Source organism: Dissulfurimicrobium hydrothermale, from assembly GCF_022026155.1.
Classification (GTDB): Bacteria; Desulfobacterota; Dissulfuribacteria; order Dissulfuribacterales; family Sh68; genus Dissulfurimicrobium; species Dissulfurimicrobium hydrothermale.
In genome coordinates, this window is sequence record NZ_CP085041.1 from 1787135 (window position 1) to 1808438 (window position 21304).

General features: G+C 49.3%; 18 protein-coding genes and 1 pseudogene. 1 reads left to right on the forward strand and 18 read right to left on the reverse strand.

The window, feature by feature from the left end; all coding sequences use genetic code 11:
* Positions 1–6: 6 nt before the first annotated feature.
* The 11 genes from hpf to LGS26_RS08590 are packed head-to-tail and all read right to left on the reverse strand — an operon-like array spanning position 7 to position 12246.
* The gene (gene hpf / locus LGS26_RS08540) at positions 7–519 is read right to left on the reverse strand and encodes a ribosome hibernation-promoting factor, HPF/YfiA family (protein ID WP_237888456.1); all 513 of its coding nucleotides are present in this window, start codon (positions 517–519) and stop codon (positions 7–9) included.
* 45 nt (positions 520–564) lie between these two features.
* The gene (rpoN, locus tag LGS26_RS08545) at positions 565–2055 is read right to left on the reverse strand and encodes an RNA polymerase factor sigma-54 (RefSeq protein ID WP_237888457.1); all 1491 of its coding nucleotides are present in this window, start codon (positions 2053–2055) and stop codon (positions 565–567) included.
* Between the two features lie 5 nt (positions 2056–2060).
* Entirely contained in the window at positions 2061–2783 is a 723-nt protein-coding gene (gene lptB / locus LGS26_RS08550; protein ID WP_237888458.1) for an LPS export ABC transporter ATP-binding protein, read from the reverse strand.
* 1 nt (position 2784) lies between these two features.
* Entirely contained in the window at positions 2785–3369 is a 585-nt protein-coding gene (gene lptA / locus LGS26_RS08555; protein WP_237888459.1) for a lipopolysaccharide transport periplasmic protein LptA, read from the reverse strand.
* Between the two features lie 4 nt (positions 3370–3373).
* A complete protein-coding gene (gene lptC, locus LGS26_RS08560; protein ID WP_237888460.1) occupies positions 3374–3940 on the reverse strand; it encodes an LPS export ABC transporter periplasmic protein LptC in 567 nt (188 codons plus the stop codon).
* 18 nt (positions 3941–3958) lie between these two features.
* Positions 3959–4516: a KdsC family phosphatase gene (locus LGS26_RS08565; RefSeq protein ID WP_237888461.1), complete on the reverse strand. Its 558-nt coding sequence runs from the start codon at positions 4514–4516 to the stop codon at positions 3959–3961.
* Positions 4503–5366: a 3-deoxy-8-phosphooctulonate synthase gene (kdsA, locus tag LGS26_RS08570; protein WP_237888462.1), complete on the reverse strand. Its 864-nt coding sequence runs from the start codon at positions 5364–5366 to the stop codon at positions 4503–4505. Before kdsA ends, LGS26_RS08565 begins: the two co-directional genes overlap by 14 nt.
* A complete protein-coding gene (locus LGS26_RS08575) occupies positions 5366–7003 on the reverse strand; it encodes a CTP synthase (RefSeq protein WP_237888463.1) in 1638 nt (545 codons plus the stop codon). The genes kdsA and LGS26_RS08575 overlap by 1 nt, the downstream gene beginning before the upstream one ends.
* 3 nt (positions 7004–7006) lie before the next feature.
* Positions 7007–7540, reverse strand: coding sequence for a cob(I)yrinic acid a,c-diamide adenosyltransferase (locus tag LGS26_RS08580; RefSeq protein WP_237888464.1), 534 nt, complete (start codon positions 7538–7540; stop codon positions 7007–7009).
* Positions 7541–7597: 57 nt separating this feature from the next.
* Entirely contained in the window at positions 7598–11254 is a 3657-nt protein-coding gene (locus tag LGS26_RS08585) for an AsmA-like C-terminal domain-containing protein (RefSeq protein WP_237888465.1), read from the reverse strand.
* Positions 11255–11256: 2 nt separating this feature from the next.
* Positions 11257–12246: an aminoglycoside phosphotransferase family protein gene (locus tag LGS26_RS08590; protein WP_237888466.1), complete on the reverse strand. Its 990-nt coding sequence runs from the start codon at positions 12244–12246 to the stop codon at positions 11257–11259.
* A gap of 98 nt (positions 12247–12344) precedes the next feature.
* On the opposite strand from LGS26_RS08590, the gene LGS26_RS08595 reads away from it, so the two are divergent.
* A complete protein-coding gene (locus LGS26_RS08595) occupies positions 12345–13157 on the forward strand; it encodes a DUF3786 domain-containing protein (RefSeq protein ID WP_237888467.1) in 813 nt (270 codons plus the stop codon).
* 39 nt (positions 13158–13196) lie between these two features.
* Here the strand turns inward: LGS26_RS08595 and LGS26_RS08600 are convergent, their stop codons facing one another.
* The 7 genes and pseudogenes from LGS26_RS08600 to LGS26_RS08635 all read right to left on the reverse strand — a co-directional run bounded on the left by LGS26_RS08600 (position 13197) and on the right by LGS26_RS08635 (position 21300).
* Positions 13197–15707, reverse strand: coding sequence for a DEAD/DEAH box helicase (locus LGS26_RS08600; RefSeq protein WP_237888468.1), 2511 nt, complete (start codon positions 15705–15707; stop codon positions 13197–13199).
* Positions 15700–16714, reverse strand: a pseudogene (locus LGS26_RS08605) (PDDEXK nuclease domain-containing protein). Before LGS26_RS08605 ends, LGS26_RS08600 begins: the two are co-directional and overlap by 8 nt.
* 101 nt (positions 16715–16815) lie before the next feature.
* Positions 16816–17160, reverse strand: a complete 345-nt coding sequence (locus LGS26_RS08610) for a GIY-YIG nuclease family protein (RefSeq protein ID WP_237888469.1) — start codon at positions 17158–17160, stop codon at positions 16816–16818.
* Between the two features lie 281 nt (positions 17161–17441).
* Complete coding sequence (locus LGS26_RS08615) at positions 17442–18386, reverse strand: Eco57I restriction-modification methylase domain-containing protein (protein ID WP_237888470.1); 945 nt, start codon at positions 18384–18386, stop codon at positions 17442–17444.
* Positions 18289–19182 carry an Eco57I restriction-modification methylase domain-containing protein gene (locus LGS26_RS09815; RefSeq protein WP_407932011.1) on the reverse strand — a complete coding sequence of 298 codons (894 nt, stop codon included), beginning with the start codon at positions 19180–19182 and terminating at the stop codon, positions 18289–18291. The genes LGS26_RS08615 and LGS26_RS09815 overlap by 98 nt, the downstream gene beginning before the upstream one ends.
* Positions 19166–19822, reverse strand: a complete 657-nt coding sequence (locus tag LGS26_RS08630) for an N-6 DNA methylase (protein ID WP_237888471.1) — start codon at positions 19820–19822, stop codon at positions 19166–19168. The genes LGS26_RS09815 and LGS26_RS08630 overlap by 17 nt, the downstream gene beginning before the upstream one ends.
* A gap of 149 nt (positions 19823–19971) precedes the next feature.
* Positions 19972–21300: an MFS transporter gene (locus tag LGS26_RS08635; RefSeq protein ID WP_237888472.1), complete on the reverse strand. Its 1329-nt coding sequence runs from the start codon at positions 21298–21300 to the stop codon at positions 19972–19974.
* Positions 21301–21304: the final 4 nt, after the last annotated feature.

The following is a 21304-nucleotide window of genomic DNA, read 5'->3' on the forward strand; positions in this document are numbered from 1 at the left end:
CACGCGTCATGGCTGGATCAGGCCAAGGACGCCGTCCTTCCGCCAGTATAGCACATTTATCTCGCCAGTCTCGGCGTTATGAAAGGCAAGCAGATCTCTGCCCAGCGTCTGGAGTTGAATGACGGCCTCATCCACCGGCATTGGCTTTATCGGCATCTTTTCTATTATTATCATGTGATCCCCGCCCTCCTCCGCCTCTTCAGCCGCAACCTGGATCAGGGCCGGTGCGCCTTTTTTGTCGCGGATCCTCTCACGAAATCTCTTAAGCTGCCTCTCTATCTTGTCGGACAGGAGATCTATGGTGGTATGCATGTCGTTCTGTTCTTCCTTGGCGGCCGCCCTTATACCGTCTCCCCTGACAACCACTTCAGCCATATTCCTGAATTTCTCAACGGAAAGCACGACATTCATCTCGACCGGGCCATCGACATATTTCTTTAATTTTTGAAATCTGGTCTCTACATAATTACGCAATTCGTCAGATTGATCACAATGCCTAAATGTAACATTTATTCTCATTAAATATCCTCCGCCGTTTTGTTGTCCAACTATAAATTTACAAATTTACGATTTAGTATTGATGCGTTTTCTGTGACTGGATGGTGATATTCCCAACATTTCTCTATACTTGGCTACAGTTCTCCTTGCTATATGGATATTATCTTTTTCCAGCAATTCAACTATTTTTTTGTCACTATAAGGTCTTGATGAATCCTCAGATTGAACCAACTGTTTTATTTTTTGTTTGATGCTATGAGTAGCTATATCTTCACCATTCTCTCTATTAATACCTCTACTGAAGAAAAATTTAAGCTCGAATAGCCCTTGAGGTGTTTGGACATATTTATTTGTTGTAACTCTACTGATTGTCGATTCATGCATTTGGACGTCTTCAGCTACATCTCTTAATTTTAATGGTTTAAAATAATCAATACCTTTATCTAAAAATTCTCTTTGAAACTTTACTATGCTTGTAGTAACTTTAAAAATTGTCTTTTGTCGTTGCTCAATGCTACGGATCAACCAAATTGCAGACTTTAACTTATCATGTATGAAATCTTTAACATCATTTGATGAAACCTCTTTAGTCAATGCTTCACGATAAAAGGCATTGATTTTAAGTCTTGGTATATCTTCTTCATTCAAAGTTACTATATATTCATCTTCTATCTTATAAACATATATATCAGGTACTATATAATGAGTTTCTTCTGTATTATAAGATCTACCAGGATATGGCTCTAGATGACTTATTATAGTTACACTATTCAAGACATCATCAATACTCCTCCCAGTCGCCTTTGCTATTACTTGGTAATTATGCCTCTCAACATCTTTAAAATACTTGATGATCAAATCCCTGACTAAGGGATCGGATACGCCAAGATGCTCGATTTGGATCAGCAGACACTCCTTCAGGTCTCTGGCCGCGACACCAACAGGATCAAACATCTGTATCTGTCTCAAGACCGCCTCGACCTTCTGTGTGGCGCAACCGATCTCGCCAGCCAATTCCTGGACAGATGCCTTTAAATAGCCATTTTCATCCAGATTGCCTATTATCAGACCACCTATCGCCCGCTCTTCGTCATCCATGCGGGACATCTGTAGTTGCCACATAAGATATTCTGCAAGATTTGCTGAGCAAGTCAGGAGATTTTCATAATCGGGGGACTCCTTTTCTTCAAAGGAATAGGCCTGGATGACATTTTTCCTATCTTCGTCCCAAAATTGCTTCCAATCCACATCTTCAATGGCCTTGTCTTCCCATGGTGTCTTTTCAAGCTCAGTGGACGCCAAACTCGGAAGGACCGATTCTTCCCACTGGATTGATCCATCTGTGTCGACAAGGCCTTCTGACCCTTGCCCATCCGTGCTGCTGTATGAATCACCAGCCTCATCTTCTTCAAGAACCGGATTCGACCGGAGCTCTTCGTTTATCGTATCTATCAGCTCGGCCCTTGACAATTGGAGGAGCTTTATGGCCTGCTGCAGCTGTGGCGTCATGACCAACTGCTGGGTAAGTTTGAGGTTTTGTTTGAGTTCCAAGACCATGGCGATTAAAGTCTAAAAGATTCCCCCAGATATATCTTCTTCACAAAAGCGCTTGAGGCTATATGTGTGGGTGGACCTTCCTCAACAATGGCCCCGTCATTAACAATATAGGCGCGGTCGCACACAGTCAAGGTTTCGCGGACGTTGTGGTCAGAGATGAGCACCCCTATACCGCGCTCTTTAAGCCCCCTGATTATCCCCTGAAGGTCTGAAACGGCAAGCGGATCAATACCTGCAAAAGGCTCGTCTAACAACATAAACCTTGGATCAGTAGCAAGGGCCCTCAGCACCTCCAGGCGACGTCTCTCTCCCCCAGAAAGGGAATGTGCCATATGACCCGCCAGCGCCTCAAGGCCCATATCCCCCAACATTTTTGCGACTCTTACCTCTATCTCGTCACGAGACAACCCCCTCTCCTCGAATACAAGGCGGAGATTGTCCGAAACGGTAAGATGTCTAAAGACAGATGGCTCCTGTGGAAGATACGTTATCCCCATCTTCGCCCTCTCGTGCATAGGAAGCCGGGTCACATCACGCCCATCCAAAGAAACCGTCCCTTCATTGGGCTGAATAAGACCCGCTATGATATAAAAAGTGGTGGTTTTGCCAGCACCATTCGGCCCTAAGAGGCCGACTATGCTGTGATCGCTGAGCTCGAGGCATATGTTGTTTACAACAAGCCTCTTGCCATAGCGCTTTGTAAGATTTAAGGCCTCTAGTGTAACCACGTTATTTTTCCGACGGATAGACCACGGCCTCGACCTTCTCTTTACCTCCGCCCTGGACTACACTACGGTTTTCATTGAGAAATAAGGTGATCACATTCCCCTTTACCCTGTTCGGCCCTTCCCAGACCTGTGCAGAGCCTGAAAGCGTAATCTTTTCGGCCTGTTTTTCATAAACCGCCTTTTCGCCGGTAGCGACCTTCCCCCCTTTTGTTATGCGCACATGTCCTGTCGCGACTATCTTGTCTATGGCCTTCTTGCCTTCCTGCGAGGCCTTTGACGGCTGCTCCTGCTTAGAATAAAAGACCTCGAGTTTGTCGCAATCTATGACCATATCGTCTTTTGTAGCTACAACATGACCTGTAAAGACGGCCGTGCCCTTCTGATCCATAACCTCCATAAGGTCGCTCTTTATATGTATAGCCCCCTTATCCCGGGTATTTACTAGCTCTCGATCGTTCGAGGCCGCTCCTGTTTGGGAAAAACCAGGCGAGACAAGACCTAAAACAGTCACAAAGACAAAAAGAAAAGATATACATACCTGCCTGGCAGGCGGGCCGAATTGCGATGCAACCATACGTTTTTTCATGATATTAAAACTCCATTGAACCTTGGGATGAAATTGCGGATGTCTGGGATCTCACCTTTAGCCTCCCCAACTTAAGGTCATATTCAAGACCATTGCCGTTCATAACAAGGCCATTGCCCCTTATAACTACCCTATCTTTCGTCCAGATAAGCCCCTTTTTCTGGTCAAGATCCAGTGTGGCGGTTTTCAATACCTGGCCGCTCGGCAGGTTTACGACGACCCTGCCGTTAAGGACAAGGACGCTGTTGACTTTATAATTTCCATAATCCGCGGTCGCCACTATCTTTTTACCACCTTTTTGGAAAAAATTTATCTCAACGCCTTTTAAATACATAATGCCTCTACCTTGATACATCTTTGCAGTATCAGCCTTGAGCATCCATTGAGGCTGATCACCGATATTGTGGGTATATTTCAATCCATCTACCACAATATCCGCCTCATAAGCCCCAAAGGGTCCGCCTGCAAGACCTTTACGCCCAAACCTCTCCCTCTGCCACGGACCCAACAGGATAAGCAATGTCAATCCAGCCACTACAATCCAGAGAAAATATCGCCAATTAAACCTCAAAATCCGTCTCGCCTCGCCTTAACCCAGGTCTGATCCAAGGTTCAAGTCTTCATTTAAAAATACACCCCACTTGTTCTGCGCCTTCAAGATAAGATCACACACCTCCCGTACTGCGCCCTTGCCTCCGCCCCTTTGCGTAACATAGTCAACATGATCGTGTAATGGATATGCTGCATCTGAAACGGCCACCGACAACCCGACCCTCTTTAGAAGAGGCAGATCCGCCCAATCGTCGCCAATATAGGCCGCATCTTCGTCTTTTATGCCTAATTCGGCAAGGATCGTCTTATAAACGGTCATTTTCTCAGTCCGACCCTGAAAAACCCTTTCTATGGACAATTCCATAGCCCGTTTCTCAACGGCCATCGAGGTACGGGAGCTGATCAGTGCAACCTCTATCCCCGCCCTTTTCAATAATTTGAGTCCAAACCCATCTTGTACGTTGAAGGCGTGGATCTGTTCGCCCTTGGCATTATAGACTATCGAGCCATCGGTTAAAACCCCATCGACATCTGAAATAAAGAGCCTTATACGAGCTGCCTTGGCCAATAGTATCTGCATGTCAATATGGGCCACCGCAGGCCTCCTTGATCCTAGCCAAGACCTTCAAAAGCGATCCAGCGTCATCGAGGGAAAGGCTATTAGGCCCATCACATCTCGCCTCATCAGGCCTCGGATGAACCTCCATGAATACGCCGTCCACCCCTGCGGCCATTGCGGCCCTTGCAAGAAGCGGCACAAATTCCCGCTGACCTGAAGAACAACCATCGCCGCCGCCTGGAAGCTGCACGCTGTGGGTTGCATCGAAGATGACGGGCGCACCGAGGCCTCGGATGATAGCAAGCCCGCGCATATCAACCACCAAGTTATTGTATCCAAAGGATACGCCCCGCTCGGTAACAATCACCTGATTGTTTCCTGACTCCCTTACCTTTTTGATTGCATATTTCATGTCCCAGGGGGCCATGAATTGGCCTTTTTTGATATTGACTGGACGCCCAGTCCTTGCCGCCGCAACCAGGATATCCGTCTGTCTGCACAAAAAGGCCGGTATCTGGATACAGTCCAGGACCCGTGCCGCCCTTTCGGCCTGATCTGGGGTGTGTATATCGGACAGCACTGGAATCCCAAGCCTCGCCTTGATATCCATAAGCATCTCAAGACCCCTTTCAATCCCAGGTCCTCTGTACGAACTGATGGATGTCCTATTGGCCTTGTCAAAGGATGCCTTAAAGATATAAGAAAAACCAGCGGCGCTGGCCGTTTTGGCCATATATTCACCGATCAAAAGGGCGGTATCCATATCCTCAAGCACACATGGACCAGCAATCAAAAGCGGCTTCTCATCGCCGCCGACCTTAAAGCCGCCTATATTCACCACATTAACCCGCTCGGAACCCTGCTGTGCCACTATACTACCCTCCATTAAGAACCTAACCTCCTTGCAAGGGCGGCCTGTATGAATGCAGCAAAAAGCGGGTGCGGGTCAAGGGGCCTTGATTTAAACTCGGGATGAAACTGACAACCCACGAACCACGGATGACCAGGAAGCTCCACGATCTCAACCAACTCCCCGTTCGGAGAAAGCCCGGAAAGTATCAAGCCCGCCCCTTCCAAGCGCTCTCTATAATCATTGTTGAATTCATATCTGTGCCTGTGTCTTTCGAATATCTCATCTTTTTTATATGCCGCATGGGCCTTGGTGCCCGCTACAAACCTGCACGGGTAGGCACCGAGTCTCATCGTACCACCAAGGTCGGAACCCTCATCGCGTTTTTCGATCTTTCCCGTTTGATAATCAAACCACTCCCGCATGAGATAGATCACCGGATCAGGTGTAGATGGTGCAAACTCAGTGCTATCGGCCATAGGGATGCCGGCCACATTTCTTGCAAACTCTATGACTGCAAGCTGCATGCCGAGACATATGCCGAAAAACGGAATATTGTTTTTTCTTGCATAGGTAATAGCCTCGAGCTTCCCTGCAATGCCTCTGGAGCCAAAGCCCCCTGGCACCAAAACCCCATCCGCCATTGAAAGTCGATCTTCCAGCTCCTTTCCATACATCTCCTCAGAGTTGATGAAATCAATCTCAACCTCGGCACTATTTGCAACGCCACCATGAAACAAAGCCTCGTTCAGACTCTTGTATGACTCAGTGAGGTCTACATACTTGCCCACCATAGCGATCCGGACCCTGTGCTGGGGCTGTCTCGCCCTCGCGATAAAATCCTCCCACAGTGTTAAGACCGGCGCCCTTGTCCACATATTCAAGGCCTCGACCACGCGCTCATCGAGGCCTTCCTCATGAAATTTTAGCGGGACTTCGTATATGCATTTGACGTCCTTGGCCGTTATAACCCTGTCTTCCTTTACGTCGCAAAAGAGGGCTATCTTGGACTTTATGGCAGACGACAACGGGATCTCGGAACGGCACAAGAGGATGTCAGGCTGTATGCCTATGGCGCGAAGCTCCTTTACGCTGTGCTGAGTCGGTTTCGTCTTCAGCTCGCCGGCGGTCTTGATGTAAGGGACATATGTAACATGTATGTAAAGGGTATGCTCCTTGCCGAGGTTGCCCCTGAGCTGCCTTATGGCCTCAAGAAACGGAAGGCCTTCTATGTCTCCCACCGTCCCGCCTATCTCGACCAAGGCTATATCGGCCTCGCCGTCGAGCTGCAGTATCGCCTGCTTTATCTCGTCTGTAATGTGCGGAATGACCTGGACGGTACCGCCGAGGTAATCACCCCTCCTTTCTTTTGAAATAACACTGTAATAGATACGTCCTGATGTGTAATTATGCCGCTTGCCGAGCTTTGCATTGGTAAAACGTTCGTAGTGCCCGAGGTCAAGGTCGGTCTCAGTCCCGTCATCCGTAACAAAGACCTCTCCATGCTGAAACGGATTCATGGTACCAGGGTCAACATTTATATAGGGGTCGAGTTTCTGAAAAGTCACCTTGAGACCTCTCGCCTCAAGAAGAGCGCCCAGAGATGCCGCTGCAAGGCCTTTACCTAGCGAAGAAAGCACGCCGCCTGTAATGAATATGAATTTTGTCTTCATGTATTATTTTTCCACCCCCACCCTGGCCGTTATGCCTCTTTCATAATAGTGCTTGATACAACGCATCTCCGTTACGACATCGGCATCTTTAAAAAGGGTTTCATCCGCCCATCTGCCGGTAAGTATTATCTCCACACCAGAGGGTCTTGATTCGAGCAATTCCTTCATCTCATCAAACCCTATGAGTCCATAATGCATGGCCACATTAATCTCATCCATAACCACCATATCATACAACCCACCCCTTACTATCCCTTTTATCTCGTCAAACCCCTTTCTGGCAAGCTTTATATCTTCCTCACACGGCCTTCCTCTGATAAAACGTCCTGCACCGTATTGTTGTACGACCACTTGTCCACCAAATGACCTCATGGCCTTGATCTCGCTGAACTCCCCTTCTTTCAAAAACTGGCCCCAAAAGACCCTCCAACCTGCACCAACAGCCCTAAGGGTAAGACCCAATGCGGCTGTAGTCTTGCCCTTGCCGTCTCCTGTATAAATATGTACGTAACCCCTTTCTCTGCTTCTTTCGTTCATGCCTCAGACCCTTTCTTACATTGTCTCACGACAAAAAAGCGGCAGCTTGTCATAATCTCATCTGCCCTTCTGCGACGGTACAACGAGAGCTGGCTCCACCAGGTAATATGGTATCTTGAGCGTATTAGTCAGCAGATCTAAAACCCCTCTGCCTACCGCCCTAGCAGGCAAAAGGGTGACATCCGGGTCTTTGAGCGGACCCTTGACCCCCACTGCTATGGTTATCACCGCCCCACGCTTGCCGCCGAGCACCCTTCCAAGGATAGGCACCTTTGCGATAATCCTGTCCAGGGTCTTGAACGGTGCGATCAAAAAGGTGATGTCCGAATCGAATTTTGCAAGGTCGACCGAACCGCTTGCAAAAAGATTGAGCCCCTGACCGTTTATCACCGTCTTTTTAAGCACAAGGACACCATCCTTCACGTCACCGTCCATATTTAAATTGGAATAGACAAAGCCTTGTTTGAACAGATCGGGGAGGGCGCCTGAGAATATATCTGTTACGTTCAAAATACTGAAGACCTTGGCCAGGAGCGTGAGCCGTCTTATCCTACCGTCCCTGGACATGAGATCCACATGACCCCCGCTCCACCTCTCAGGCGTACCCTCAAGGCTGAGGTTCATCTCAAATGGACCCTCTATGATATCACTGTCATAACCGAGACATGGTAAAACATCTTGAAACGCCGCCCCTCCGGGAGGGGTGAGGACGCGGAAGACACTTCTTAAGCCGGCACCCATGCGCCCCTCCCACCTACCTGAAGCATTCAGGCCGCAAAGATTGGCCGATTCCACCGACACCTCAATGGCCTTGTCTTTTAAAAGCATCGCCTCACCCTTTACAGAGCGGAAATTGTAAATATGCCCCCCTTTTTTGTGCGGCATCCTATTGCCTTCAGCCCCCGCTTCTGTGTATTGCAATCTTCCTATCCCAAAACCTATTCTGCCAGTAATAGCCAGCCTGGAAGGGCCGGTATCTTTCAAGAGCTCTTTTATGATCCTGTCTATATTCGCCCACGATACGGTCTTTGACTTAAGGACGCCGTTTATGTCAAGACCCCTCTGCGTACCCACAACCTTGCAGGTCCCTGTTATAATCTCATCGTTGATGCGGATCGCCAAAGGATCCAACTCAACACCTGTCCCTAAAGACCTGAACTTCAATCCCTGTATCTCAAGTATGCCCCCTCCACTTATTGGGACATTGAAGTTAGAGACATCCATGACGCCGACAAAGGTCCATGGCTGAGACAGGCGTGGGCTGTAACCAAGCCTGAAGGAACCTGATATGACACCCGAAAGGAGCGTATTTTTCTCAAGCACGGCGTCAAGGGTGGATTTGCTCAACCTGCCCTGCCAATCCATAGAAAAGATACCGTCAGGGCCCTTGTCCAGATCAAGGGAGATAATGCACCCCTCGCTAGATGAACCGTCGGTACCTTTGATTAAAAGCCTTTTCAAAAGTATCTCGGTCCTAGTGTAGATCATATCCATGACGACGGCCGTCGACGGCCTCCCAGGGACGACTCCCGGCATTAACCTTCCCTTCAGCGTCAATCTGCCTGGTTCAAAGCCCACTTTGAGTCCTTTGAGGACACACGGGGCCTTTGGGAACAATTCAGAAGGTATCCAATCCTTGGCCCTGATCCAGGCCAGGATTTTATCGTTTGCAACACCTGTGATCTCGACCGAACCGCGCCAGTCCTTCAAAAAATCGTGTGCAAGATCGCCAGTAAGAGCTACGGGCTGACCGAATATGGTACCATCCAAGGCCGAGATCGTGACCTTTCGTTCATCAAGGTCAAGCCCCAGCCTGGTGAGATGAAGCGGCCCGGGGAGCAATGGGCTTTCGACGCCGAGCCTACTGCTGGAAATATTGAACTTATACCTCCATCTGTCCGGTTTCAGAAGAGGGCCTGAAAAGAACGCACTCCTTACAGCGATCGTCCCCTTTATACCGGCCAAGACCCCTGAAAAGGCGTCTTTGATAACTGAATATCCAGAAAGTCCGTTATATAAGGCCTGAGAATCGATGTCAGCAGTGAGTGAACTGATATTCAAAGACACGTCTTTTCCCCAATCCACGCTGCCGCTTGCCGCATGTATCCTGTGAGGGCCGACTGCCCCTGCCACCCCCTTCCATGAGACTTCTTTAGGTCCGACCGAAAGCCCACCCCTTTCAATTGTTATAGGCCAAGGCAGCCTGTTATACCTGAGGCTCCCATTCATCTCCGAGACATCAACGTGCACATCAAGATCATGTAGCTTACCCTTGATATCGAGATGCCCCTTCGCCCTTCCCTTTACACCGTTTACAAGGGAAAGCTCCTTTTTAAAGGCCTCATTGTCGACCAATTTGTTGAGCACTGGGGGAAGGGCGGAAAGATCGGCATCAAGATCCAAACCCAGTCTGAAACTGTCGTCCTCGCCAGATATCTGGAGGAAAAATATGCCGTTGCTGCCGTAGTTTTCACCCATCCTGGCAGATAGGCCTTCGCCAGAGAGCGCCCCCTTCACTATCTTGATCGGCCCGCTCACCTCGTCTAGATCTAGATCGACCTTTGGCACATGAACAGGCACCTTGACGACATCCGCTGTGATCTCCATGGCGTCAAGCCGCCTGAGATCAGAGGTCTTCCCGTGGAATGCATATGAGGCCCTGCTCAATTTTCCACCGCGGACTATATCACAGACGTCTTTTGCAACATTATATCTACCAAGAAGGGCAAGAACGGCCTTCCTGACCCCAACAAGGTCCACATTACTGGCCTTGAAGGCCATGTCCCATACGGATTCAGACTGCCCGACATCGTATCTCTTCTTAAGATAACCGGTCATCGAAAATGCAGGGCTGGCCATCTCGAACCTGTCAACCGAGACCGACAGCCCATCCCCTCGCCTTTCAAAAGAGACATCAAAGGCCTTAGATGAGAGGTCAAGATCCTCACCGTTTACAACCATTCTGTAAATCGGCGCATCTCCCTTGATCCTGGCATTGAAGTCGCCAAACCCCTTTCCTTCAACCTCAAGCGTGATATCTGCAGCGGCATTGACCGGCCTCATATCGCCGAGACGCTCCAAATGCAACGGGACAAGGTGCGGGGAGAATCCTTTCATATCGAGTTTAAAGGCGAAAGGACCGCTTCTCAGATCGAACTTGCCTTGACATGCCGCCCTTTTTATAAAATCCGCCTGGAACTCAAGGTGTGACACGTCCGCTTCATTTGATTTTACGGAGAGGTCCGCATTTAAACCTGATAATGCAAGCGGCCTCGTGAGCCATGAAATGGCCTTCGGTGAGACGATCAGGTGTCCATTTTTAACAATCACCATGCCAGGTGGCAGAAAAAGACCCTCACCACCCCTGCCGGCGGATTTTATTCGGATGTCAGGATCTATCAGATAAATACGCCTGAACTCAAAACGTCCAAGTGGTATGAGCTCCCATCTGGGATAGATCTCGGATTGTGGCAAGGTCAAATCCAAAGCCGCACTTTCAATCCTGACCCTTTGCGCCTGGATATGCGGCAAGGGAAACCACCTCAATTTAAGAGACCCTATCTCAACACGTCCGCCGAGCGCATTCGCAAGCTCCCTTGACGCCAATGTGGGGATATCCCTGCCATGCATAAAAAAAGGGGGGGCAAGGTATAAAATTGCGACAATAATCAGCAGGGCAATCAGACTAATCCACGCGATCTTCTTGGTATCCATGTTTATAAAAATCCTCGCCTTATATCCTTGACGACGGTCTTCAATCCCCTTAGCCCATTAAATTCTTCATCATGAAGGAGCGCATCAAGATTTGAAATGGCAGCTGGGATGTAGTCCAAAAAAATGCCCTTTCCCTTTGTTACACCCAAAAAGGCGTAGGCCCCCAATGCCTGCATGAGCCTAAAAATAGCAAGCGTCTTGAAATCGTGCCTCAATTTCCTTGGATTAAAAAACACCCCTAAATCTGCCAATGTCCTTGTATAACGGTCAAAAAGACCCCATACAAGGGGAAGCGGCAGGGAGACATACGGGTCGAAGAGCAGGGAGGCGGCATCATAGCCCAAAGGCCCAAACCTCGCACCCTGAAAATCTATAACCCCGATGGAAGACCTGCATATCATGAGATTTCTAGACTGAAAATCCCTGTGGATAAGGAAATTCCGGGGCATATCGTCAACGGCCACTGAAAAGACCTTGAGCTCGGCCTCCAACACAGCCGACCGCCTGATTCCCATCATTGTAGTAATAAAAGAGTCCAAAAAATAAAGGACTTCCTTTTTGAAAGCGAACTCGCCATTATAAGATGGCACGTCGAAACACCATGACGCATCAAAACCGTCCCGCCCCCTGACACCCATAGCAGCCAAGATGGACAAGACCCTCTCATATAGACGTTCAACCCCTTGCCAATCGCCCACATCCGACAACCTTTTAACCTCGTCTTGAAGGTGGATATCGCCAAGGTCTTCAGCTACTATTATACCTGCCGCGGCATCAAAATCATATATTTCAGGCACAGGTATGGATACCTTTTTCAAATGCCTACCTATGGACACATAGCTCGCGGCCTCCCGAATGCCATTTTCCCCGGGATTGGGATAAATGACTATGCAGGACTGCCCATCTCCATATACGCCTCTGCAGAACCTACGCTCTGAACCATCAGGCATAATCGGCTCAAGGAGGCGGATCTTGATCTTGCTGATGACCATTTACATTGCCCTCGATTTTGATATGATTATTTATCACAATAAAGCAACCTCTTCATCTCTTGCCTCGGCAAAAGCTGTTACGTATAAAAAGTTACTGCATGAAAACGATCTTCGATATAATTCGACTCACACCAAAGACCAATTGCGGAAGGTGCGGCTTTCCGACATGTATGGCATTCGCGGCTGCGGTAATAAATATGGGGGCACAGGAGGACAGGTGTCCATATATAGAAAAAAAGCTGTGCGATGCGGATGCTAAAAAGCATCGACAAGAAAATATCGAGACGGCCCTGGTAAAAGAACTCAAATCCAGACTCAAAGGGATCAACCTCGCCAAAAGGGCAGATGGTCTCGGTGCCTTGGTAATACAAACAGATACAGATCCTATCCTCCAGCTCGACTATCTCGGAGGTGAGGTAACGATATCGGCCCAGGGGATTTTCGACAAAAATGGTAAAGAACTCGACCCAAGGGATCACATCCTCCTTTACAATTATGTCTTTTCCGGAGGAAACGGCATGTTGTCCGGAAAATGGATTGGACTCGAGTCATTTCCCAATTCCATATCGAAGGTGGTGACGCTCCGCCGTTATACCGAAGAAAAACTGGCCGCAGCCTTTGAAGGGGATATTGCAGGACTAAAGGCCGCAGCCAACGACCTCGGCGCCGAGCCAGTCTTGCCGTGTCATGCCGACCTGTGCCTTGTCATCCCGGCCCTTCCCAAGGTGCCCATCCAGATACATTTCTGGGATGCAGACAGGGAAGACGGTTTCGAGGCCAGGGTCAAGGTGCTCTTTGACTCACGAGCACTCGACTTTTTGGACATAGAGTCCTTGGTCTTTATATCGGAGCGTGTTACCGAGACGCTTATTGAAAGACGCCAAAAGGCAATTGATGTTAAGATAACCTAGGCGCTTTACCTGCCCGCCTTTTCTTGTCATCCTGCGGGGTCATTTCTGTTCAGCAAGAATCACGTCATACTCCGCCCGCCGCAGAACAGTGTCATAAAGCCCGACGTCCTCCCCTCTATGACGATTGATGCCTATATAAACCAAACTGGGGTCTTCATACCGTTTGAACTTATACACCGCATCATTCATCAGGGCGCTGTTGAACACCCCTAGGCTAACGAGCAACTCAAAGTCTTTCACCGTTAACCCCGTCACCTTCTTAAACAACCCAGGCTCCAGTTGAGTGATCACATCCCTGAGCGTTCTTTCCCTATAGTCCGTCAAATACATGAAGATAGGTATCCGCGTGGCAAACTTGACAAGTTTCTCCTGAATTTTCTTTCTGAGGCCCTTGTATTCCTTCTCCTCATCCGTCAGTTGCTTCTTCTCATCCTTAGAAAGCTCCCTGTCGTTGGCCTCTTTCTTGGCCTTTTTCACGGCTTCGGACTTGTTGATGATGGTTTCGATGTCCTGATTGAGGTTCCGGAAGCCCTCGATGCTCATCAGGGCATTCATGGCCTGTTCGTTTTTCATGAGACGCCGCAGGGTGTCGTTATCTACGTTCACCAAGAGAGCACTCTCCCAGCGGCGGGCGAGAAGAGTTGCTGTAGTGCCACTCATGGCCATGTCCAGCACACCGGTGGCATCGATCTGCTTCATGGAACTACCATCATAGGCCAGCACCGGCAGGAAGTGAATGAATTCCTCTACCTTTTTCTCGGGATCATCCTCGTTAACGTTCAGCCGACAACTGTAGTCTGCAATCTGCCGCAGGGCACGATCAGGGGCGAAGTCGAAAACATAGCATTCCTCTTTGAGGATCAGCTCCTCATTGGGTGAGGCCCCAACGGGATTCTTGATGGTCCACGGATTCTGCACGCGGAAGGCGGCCTGAAAATAGGTCTCCGGGCTGGAGGAATTTCGCAGCATAAAGATGCCCGTCCACGGACGAACCGTAACCCCCGTGGTCAGTTTGCCGCAGGTCAGAGTGATAGTTTTCGTTTTGAGGGGATCGTCCATAGCACTCAGCACCGGCGGCAGGGCAGCAACGCCGATCCCGGCGGCGCTGGCGGCGGCCACGATGACTTTGTAATCGTGATAGAAACGGTTCTGCCTCTTCGCGAGCAGATTCCGCATGGCGTAACACGCGGCAACGCTGGGCAGAAACCAGAGCGTATGGGTCAACACGCTCAAGAGCCTGACATCGGAAAAAGGCAGCGGCGGCTTCTGCGCGCCCAGCCTGAGGTTGTCTATGCTGGTCGGCAGAAAAGCACCCCGAATCAGATCGAGCCACTTCTGCACCTCATTCTCATATTTGAACCGCGCCTTGTCGCCGATACCTTCCGCCAAAAAGAAGACATTCAAATCGAACTCGTCAAATTCTCCCTGCATGGCCACTTCCCGGATGGCATCCGGCAACTGATAGGTCATCAGCACCATGCGCGGCAGAGCGGCGTAGGGATTGTCCGGTCCCTTCCATTCCTCCTTTGCCTTTTGTTCATCCGAATAGGTCCAGTTGTAGATCTGCTCCTCGATGAACTCTCCTGTGGCAATGGCCCGAAACGGCGTGCCGGAAAGATATAGGTAGTGGTCGGATGTGATAGGCAGAATATCCTCATCGAAGTAATCAATGGCTTCACCCTCAGCCGCCTTGCGTTCCCGTTCGTCTTCCGCTTCGAACAGGTCTTTGGCCTTTTCGCGCCAGGCGCCGAAGTGGTATTCATCGAAGATCACGCAGTCCCAGTTTGTGGCGTGCACCCATTCGTTTTTGGTCTTGATGCCCCCCGTGCTGGGATTTCGTCCTAGGTAATCCTGAAACGAACCGAAGCAGACGATGGGCCTATTTTTGTCAGCCTCGTCGTAGGTGAGGCCCCCGGGCTTGATGAACTGCCAGCCCTGAAAATCCACGTGGCAGCGCAAATCCTCCTCCCAGGCGCTCTGCACCGCCGGTTTGAAGGTGAGCACCAAAATCTTTTTCCACCCCATGCGTTTGGCGAGTTGATAGGCAGCGAAGGTCTTGCCGAAGCGCATCTTGCAGTTCCAGAGGAAATGCGGCGGCTTGTGGTTTTCGCGCCGGTAGCTCTTGAAGTAGGCTATTGTCTTTTGAACTGCAGCTTCCTGCTCAGGCCGCAACTTGAAATTCAATGAGCGCTGTTCTTCGAAGAGCTGACCTTCACGGACGGCGTTGATAGCTGCCTTCACCTGTTTAACCGTAGAGCGGTACCATTCACCGCCCTCGTTGCGGATGCCATTGATGCGCAGCATGCGGTGCACGTCGCGGTCAGTAAAACCCGTTCCATCATTGCGGATGGCCGGCTCTTCGAGCACGATACGATACGGCAGATTGCCGCCAGGCCGTAGGGTGGGATACTGTTGTGCCACCCGCTCCTGCACGCTCTTGGTGGTATAGCCGATCTTGAGCAAACCAGCATACTGCGGATTGGTGTCCTCATATGCGTAGATCTTGGGCTCGATTTTGGGTCGTTGCGGAAAGAATTCTTGATTAGCCATCGCTCAACAGCCTCTCTAGTTCTGTTTGCAACTGCTTTTTATCCGGCAGATACAACTGATATTTGCTCACAAATAACTGATTGGTGATGTTCTGCGTTGCATATTCCACCAAAATATGGTCTTTGTAAGCGCCCAGCACGATGCCGATGGGCGGATTATCGCCCTCCACATTTTCTTCTTTGGCAAAATAATTCAGATACAGATTCATCTGCCCGATGTCAGTATGATCAATCTCGCCGCGCTTGAGGTCTATAAGCACAAAACATTTCAAGATGCGGTGATAAAACACCAGGTCTACATAGAAATGGCGATTGGCCAACGTTATCTTGTATTGCCTGCCCACAAAGGCAAATCCCTTGCCCAATTCTAATTAGGAATAACTCCAAGTTTTGAATGAGCCGTTGCTCCAATTCGCCTTCTAGGTATTGTTGTTTAGACGGAATGCCGAGAAACTCAAACACATAGGGGTCTTTTAGCAGGTCTTCGGCTTGCTGCACCTCACTGCCCTTTTGGGCAATCTCCAGCACTCCCGCCTTGTCCCTGCTCAGTGCCAGCCGGTGAAAGAGCATGCTTTTCATCTGGCGTTTCAGCTCGCGTACGCTCCAGTTTTCCTTCTCGCACTGCTTGACATAGAAACTGATTTCTAGATCATTATCAGCTTTTAGGATTTCAAAGTAGTGGCTCCAGGTCAATTTGTGAGACAGTGTCTCACTTTTTGGGAAGGCAAGATAAAACTTGCGCATATAAACCAGATTGGAACGGCTGAATCCCTTACCAAATTCCGCCGCGAGGTCCTTGGAAAGCCGGTCGAGCAGTTCGCTGCCGTATTCGGCCTTGATATTCCCCTTTTGCTCGAACTCCACGATGTGCCGGCCGATCTGCCAGTAGGTCTGCACCAAAATGGTGTTGACCGCCTGGCCGGCTTGCGCCCGTCCCTGACGAAGCAGTTCTCCGATTTGGGCTTTGAGCTGCTGGTAGGGAACCGAGGAAAAAAGATCGTTAGTCATTGTTTTCATTTCCTCTTTATCTTATCATTTCAGCGAATTCCTGTCTTTTCGAGCAACCATTGTCATTCCGAGTATAGTCTTGTCATTTCGAGCATCCATTGTCATTTCGAGCATCCATTGTCATTTCGAGCCGCCGCAGGCGGCGAGAAATCTTTCTCCCACTCCAAACTCAAATCTTTCCATTCAGGATTCATACTCATTACCAATTTGTCCTTCTTCTCCCGTCGCCATTTTTTAATTTCCTTTTCCCTGGCAATTGCCGCATGGACGTCTATCGTGTGCTCGTAGTAAACTAGTTTGTTTACGTTATATTTCTTAGTAAAACCATCTATCATTTTGTTTTTGTGTTCATATATCCTGCGTTCAAGGTTGTTCGTCATGCCGATATACATGACTTTGTTGTTCCAGTTAGTGAGGATGTAAACGTAGAAGTTGTAGTTTCTCATAAGATTTCTGCTCACTGCGCTCGTCCAACTGACAGTCAGTTATTACATTGCACCGTCATTTTACTCCTCTTCTCATTTTGAGCATTCATTGTCATTTCGAGCCCAGCACTGTCATTGCGCGCATCCATTGTCACTGTCATTTCGAGCGCAGCGCTGTCATTTCGAGCGCAGCGCTGTCATTTCGAGCGCAGCGAGAAATCTTCCCCACTCCAAGATTTCTCGGTCGCTGGCGCTCCCTCGAAATGACAAAGGAGCCTCTTAACTGTAAGAGGAAGAGGTCATTACTCATCGGGGGACTCCGTCTCTTCATTTCCTACCCCATTTTCTTCACCTATATCGCGTATTCTTGATTCGATGAACTTAAACTCTTCTTTTGTAATAGCCCATCGCTTCATTAGCATCTCATCGGTGTAAACACCTTCATACTTGCCCAAGTCAGGAACGAAATAGAAATATTCTCTTGTTACGTGTTGTGACATTACTGTTTGAAGCAAAAGGAATCTGACAATTTTCGTGAAAAGATATGATTTGAATGATAGAATTTCTTTTTTTGTATCAAAAGCGCCAGCAACCAGCCAGGACTCTGTGCAACATTGACCCGGTTTTGCTATACGAGTATTTGCTTCGTAGTAAAAGGCGATGGGCTTTGAAAAATCTGTTTGGCCTGCAATAGGATAGGGTGGAATGAGCAGTTTCCATTTACTAAGAATGCCCTTTTCGTCCTTAATATCTGCTGGATCTGCAAATTTCAGTCCTATTTTTTGTTTGAACCAGCAGGGGATGCCTGCGTTTTTGGGCTGGTAATTTGTCGGTAAACCAAAAGGCTTCCTTGGAGAAACAACATCACTCAGTCTTTTTCCACCATTTTCATTTTTAGCAAGAACTTTTCTGATGATAGGTATAGCACGACCATGCCGAATGAAAACAGGAAACTCGTCAAGCCGTCTCATTGAAACAACCGGTTGTCCGTTATAGAAATTGGTTACCTCACATAGCCCTTTTGAATCTCTTTCCCAGAGGAAATAACACACGCCACCTGCAATATCTACACCTGGAAAGACATCCGCACTATTCTCAAAGTCCACAAGTTTTCTTATCCGACGGTCTTTTAACATTTCATTCCGAAAATCATCCAACCCTTTCCCTGCCGCAAACCAGCGTGAAGGAATGATCATTATCAAATATCGAGGATTTAGTTTCTTTGCCTGTTGGACGAATAGCTGCATAGATAGGAGAAGCACTCCTACCAAATCCTGCATCGCTCAACTGGTATGGCGGATTGCCAATGATGACATCGAATTTCATAGATTTCTCCTCACTTCGTTCGTCGAAATGACAACACTCACTTCGTTCGTCGAAATGACAACGCTCACTCTGTTTGTCGAAAAGACAACCCTCACTTCGTTCGTCGAAATGACAACGCTCACTCTGTTTGTCGAAATGACAACCCTCACTTCGTTCGTCGAAATGACAACCCTCACTCTGTTTGTCGAAAAGACAGAGTGGGTTATCAGTGTGAATAAATTCATAGGCATGGGTTTCGAGTTCTTCACCACGCGCGTAATTGGCTTCGTTTGCCCCGCAAAAGACGCACCGACCGTTCTCCCATGTGTGCTCCGTTCGTTTGAAACGGATGTTGCCATCCCGGTCATCAAAGACGGTGCACACCGAATACTTGCCGTTGGCGGTCTTGGTGCAGTAGAGCGAACGCCGGCTAATCAGGCCAGTCAGTTCCGTGATGGCAATGCCGAAGAGCTGGTTTTTCATGATGTGATTGATGCGCTCCTGCTGGTCGTGGATTTTGTTCTCCAACCCCCTGTCCAGCCGTTTGGCAATCTCGCGCAGGAACACACCGGATTTGCAGGCCGGGTCGAGAAAGCGGGCCTCGGGATCGCTCCATAGTTTCTGCGGCAAAAGGTCAAGCATCCGGTTTGCCAGTTGCGGCGGGGTAAAGACCTCGTCGCTGGAGAGGTTGGCCAGGCAAGAGAGCACATCGGGGTTGTAGCTAATCATCGTAGGCATGGGCCACCTCCAGGAAATGCACCGGCGGGTATTCCTTCACCGGCTCAGGGATGAACACCTCCTCGCCTTGGTCCGAAAAGAGCGGCAGCTCCCGCATGGAACCGTGGCTCACCAATTCATGGAAGGCAAAATCGCGCCGTTTGAGCAGACTGCCGTTGATCAGCGACCATTCGGAAAAAATAATCGGCTGCGGATTATCCCCCACGGTTTTCAGGGAAAGGGCATCGCCGTGCACGACATTGCGCTTGAGAATATAGCGCGCCGCTTCCCTGCACTGCTCTTTTGCCTTTTCCTTAAAGAAGCGGGTATAAGACGCATCAAACGCATCAAACAGCCGTTTACGGCATTCTTCTGTGTTATCTGCCAGAATGTCAATCCCGTAAATACATGAGACGGCAAGGATCGCATAGCGCTCATATTCCAACTGATTTTTGGCATAGCGTGCCTCCACGACTCGCAGTTTTCGCTCCAGTATCTTGATGAGAAAATTCCCCGTCCCACAAGCAGGCTCAAGAAAACGCGAGTCAATCCGCTCCGTCTCCTGCTTCACCAGATCAAGCATGGCATTGACAATGTGTTGAGGAGTCAAAACTTCACCGTGATCTCTCACGCGCTGTTTGGACTTTATTGTTGCTTTCATCTCTTCTCCCCACACAAATCAAGCCATTGATGCCCTTCTCATTGCACAATTCCTCTGTGCCAACATATAAGTGAAACATCTTTGCTTTGTCAAATTGGAGTAGTAACTCATTCGTGTGCCTGTTCAGCGCAACAGAGGATTATAATCTGCTAAGCGGCCTGAATGCGGCCTTTCTCAAGGAAGTTGCCGGATGAAGGGCGTATGCCAGGGATGAGGCTGATCAAAAAGGCGCCAAGGATCACATATGCCATCAGCGCCGCAGCAGCTAATTTGTAGCCAAATATCTGTTCACCAAAGATCGTCAGAATCAGGGACCATGTGGCGTCACCCAGCACGCTAGCTGTGCGGCCGGAGAGGGTGTAAAGCCCCCAGAACTCGCCGGATTTGTCTGCCGGGGTCAGGGCTGTCAGAAGTACGCGGCTTGATGACCATACCCCGGCAAGCCCCATCCCTGCCAACGGGGCTACCGTAAACCTGAACAACAGCTTGGCGTCCATATGAAACGGCCCTAGATTGAGCGCCATCCCAGGCCTGATGATCAAGATCATGACGAAGAGAAGAAACCAGATCATGAGATCAATGAGCACGGCCTTTTTGGGGCCGACGGCCTTGACAAGGGGCCCGAAGATAATCCAGGCGGAAAGCATAGCTACGATAATGGCCGGCCCAAAAAGTGAGGCCAGTTCGCTGGCATTGAAACCCATTACATTGCGGGAATAGAGGCCCATCAGGGTGATTACGGATGCAACCGCGTTTTCATACAGAAAATCCCCGACAAGAAAGATAAAAAAATATCTGTATCTCCTTGCATGTCTGAATGTATCTCGAATACGCCCGTAGGCGGCATATATGTCCACCCGGCTGTGCGAACCAGCTTTAAAATCAGGGGCAAGGTACATAGCCGGATACGCAAGAATCAGATATATCAAGGACATGGGCAAAAAGACCCGGCCTGCCAGTTCGTCGGTTGGTACCAGTCTGCTCAAGCCAACCAAGCAGATGAGACTTCCGGCATAGCCGATGCCCACCGTCATGCTTATCACTGCGGTCACATTTTTTTTGTCGGCTACCGCCGGAATCATGGCTATAAAAAATGTAAATGCCGCATTGGCGCATATATATGCCAGGATGAATAGCGATATGGCCACCGGCTCTGACCTGGCCCATCCTAGAGAGGCTGTACAGATAACCAGGCCGAAGACAAAGACACGAAGATATGGTTGACGCCGTCTGCTGTTGTCCGCGCTGGCACCCAAGAGAGGCGATATGATGGCTACGATCAGCGCCCCGACAGTCACCGCCCATCCGAAATCGGCCCCAGATCTGCCGATGACCTTTTGCAGGAAGACGCCAAAATAGGTGGAGACCACTATCATCGACCATGCGGAGTCAGCGGCCTCGAACAGGGAATATTTATAGAGGACCGCCCACAGCGGGTGTCGGGTCTGGAATTTCTCAGCCGGTCTGGCGGGTTCCAAATAT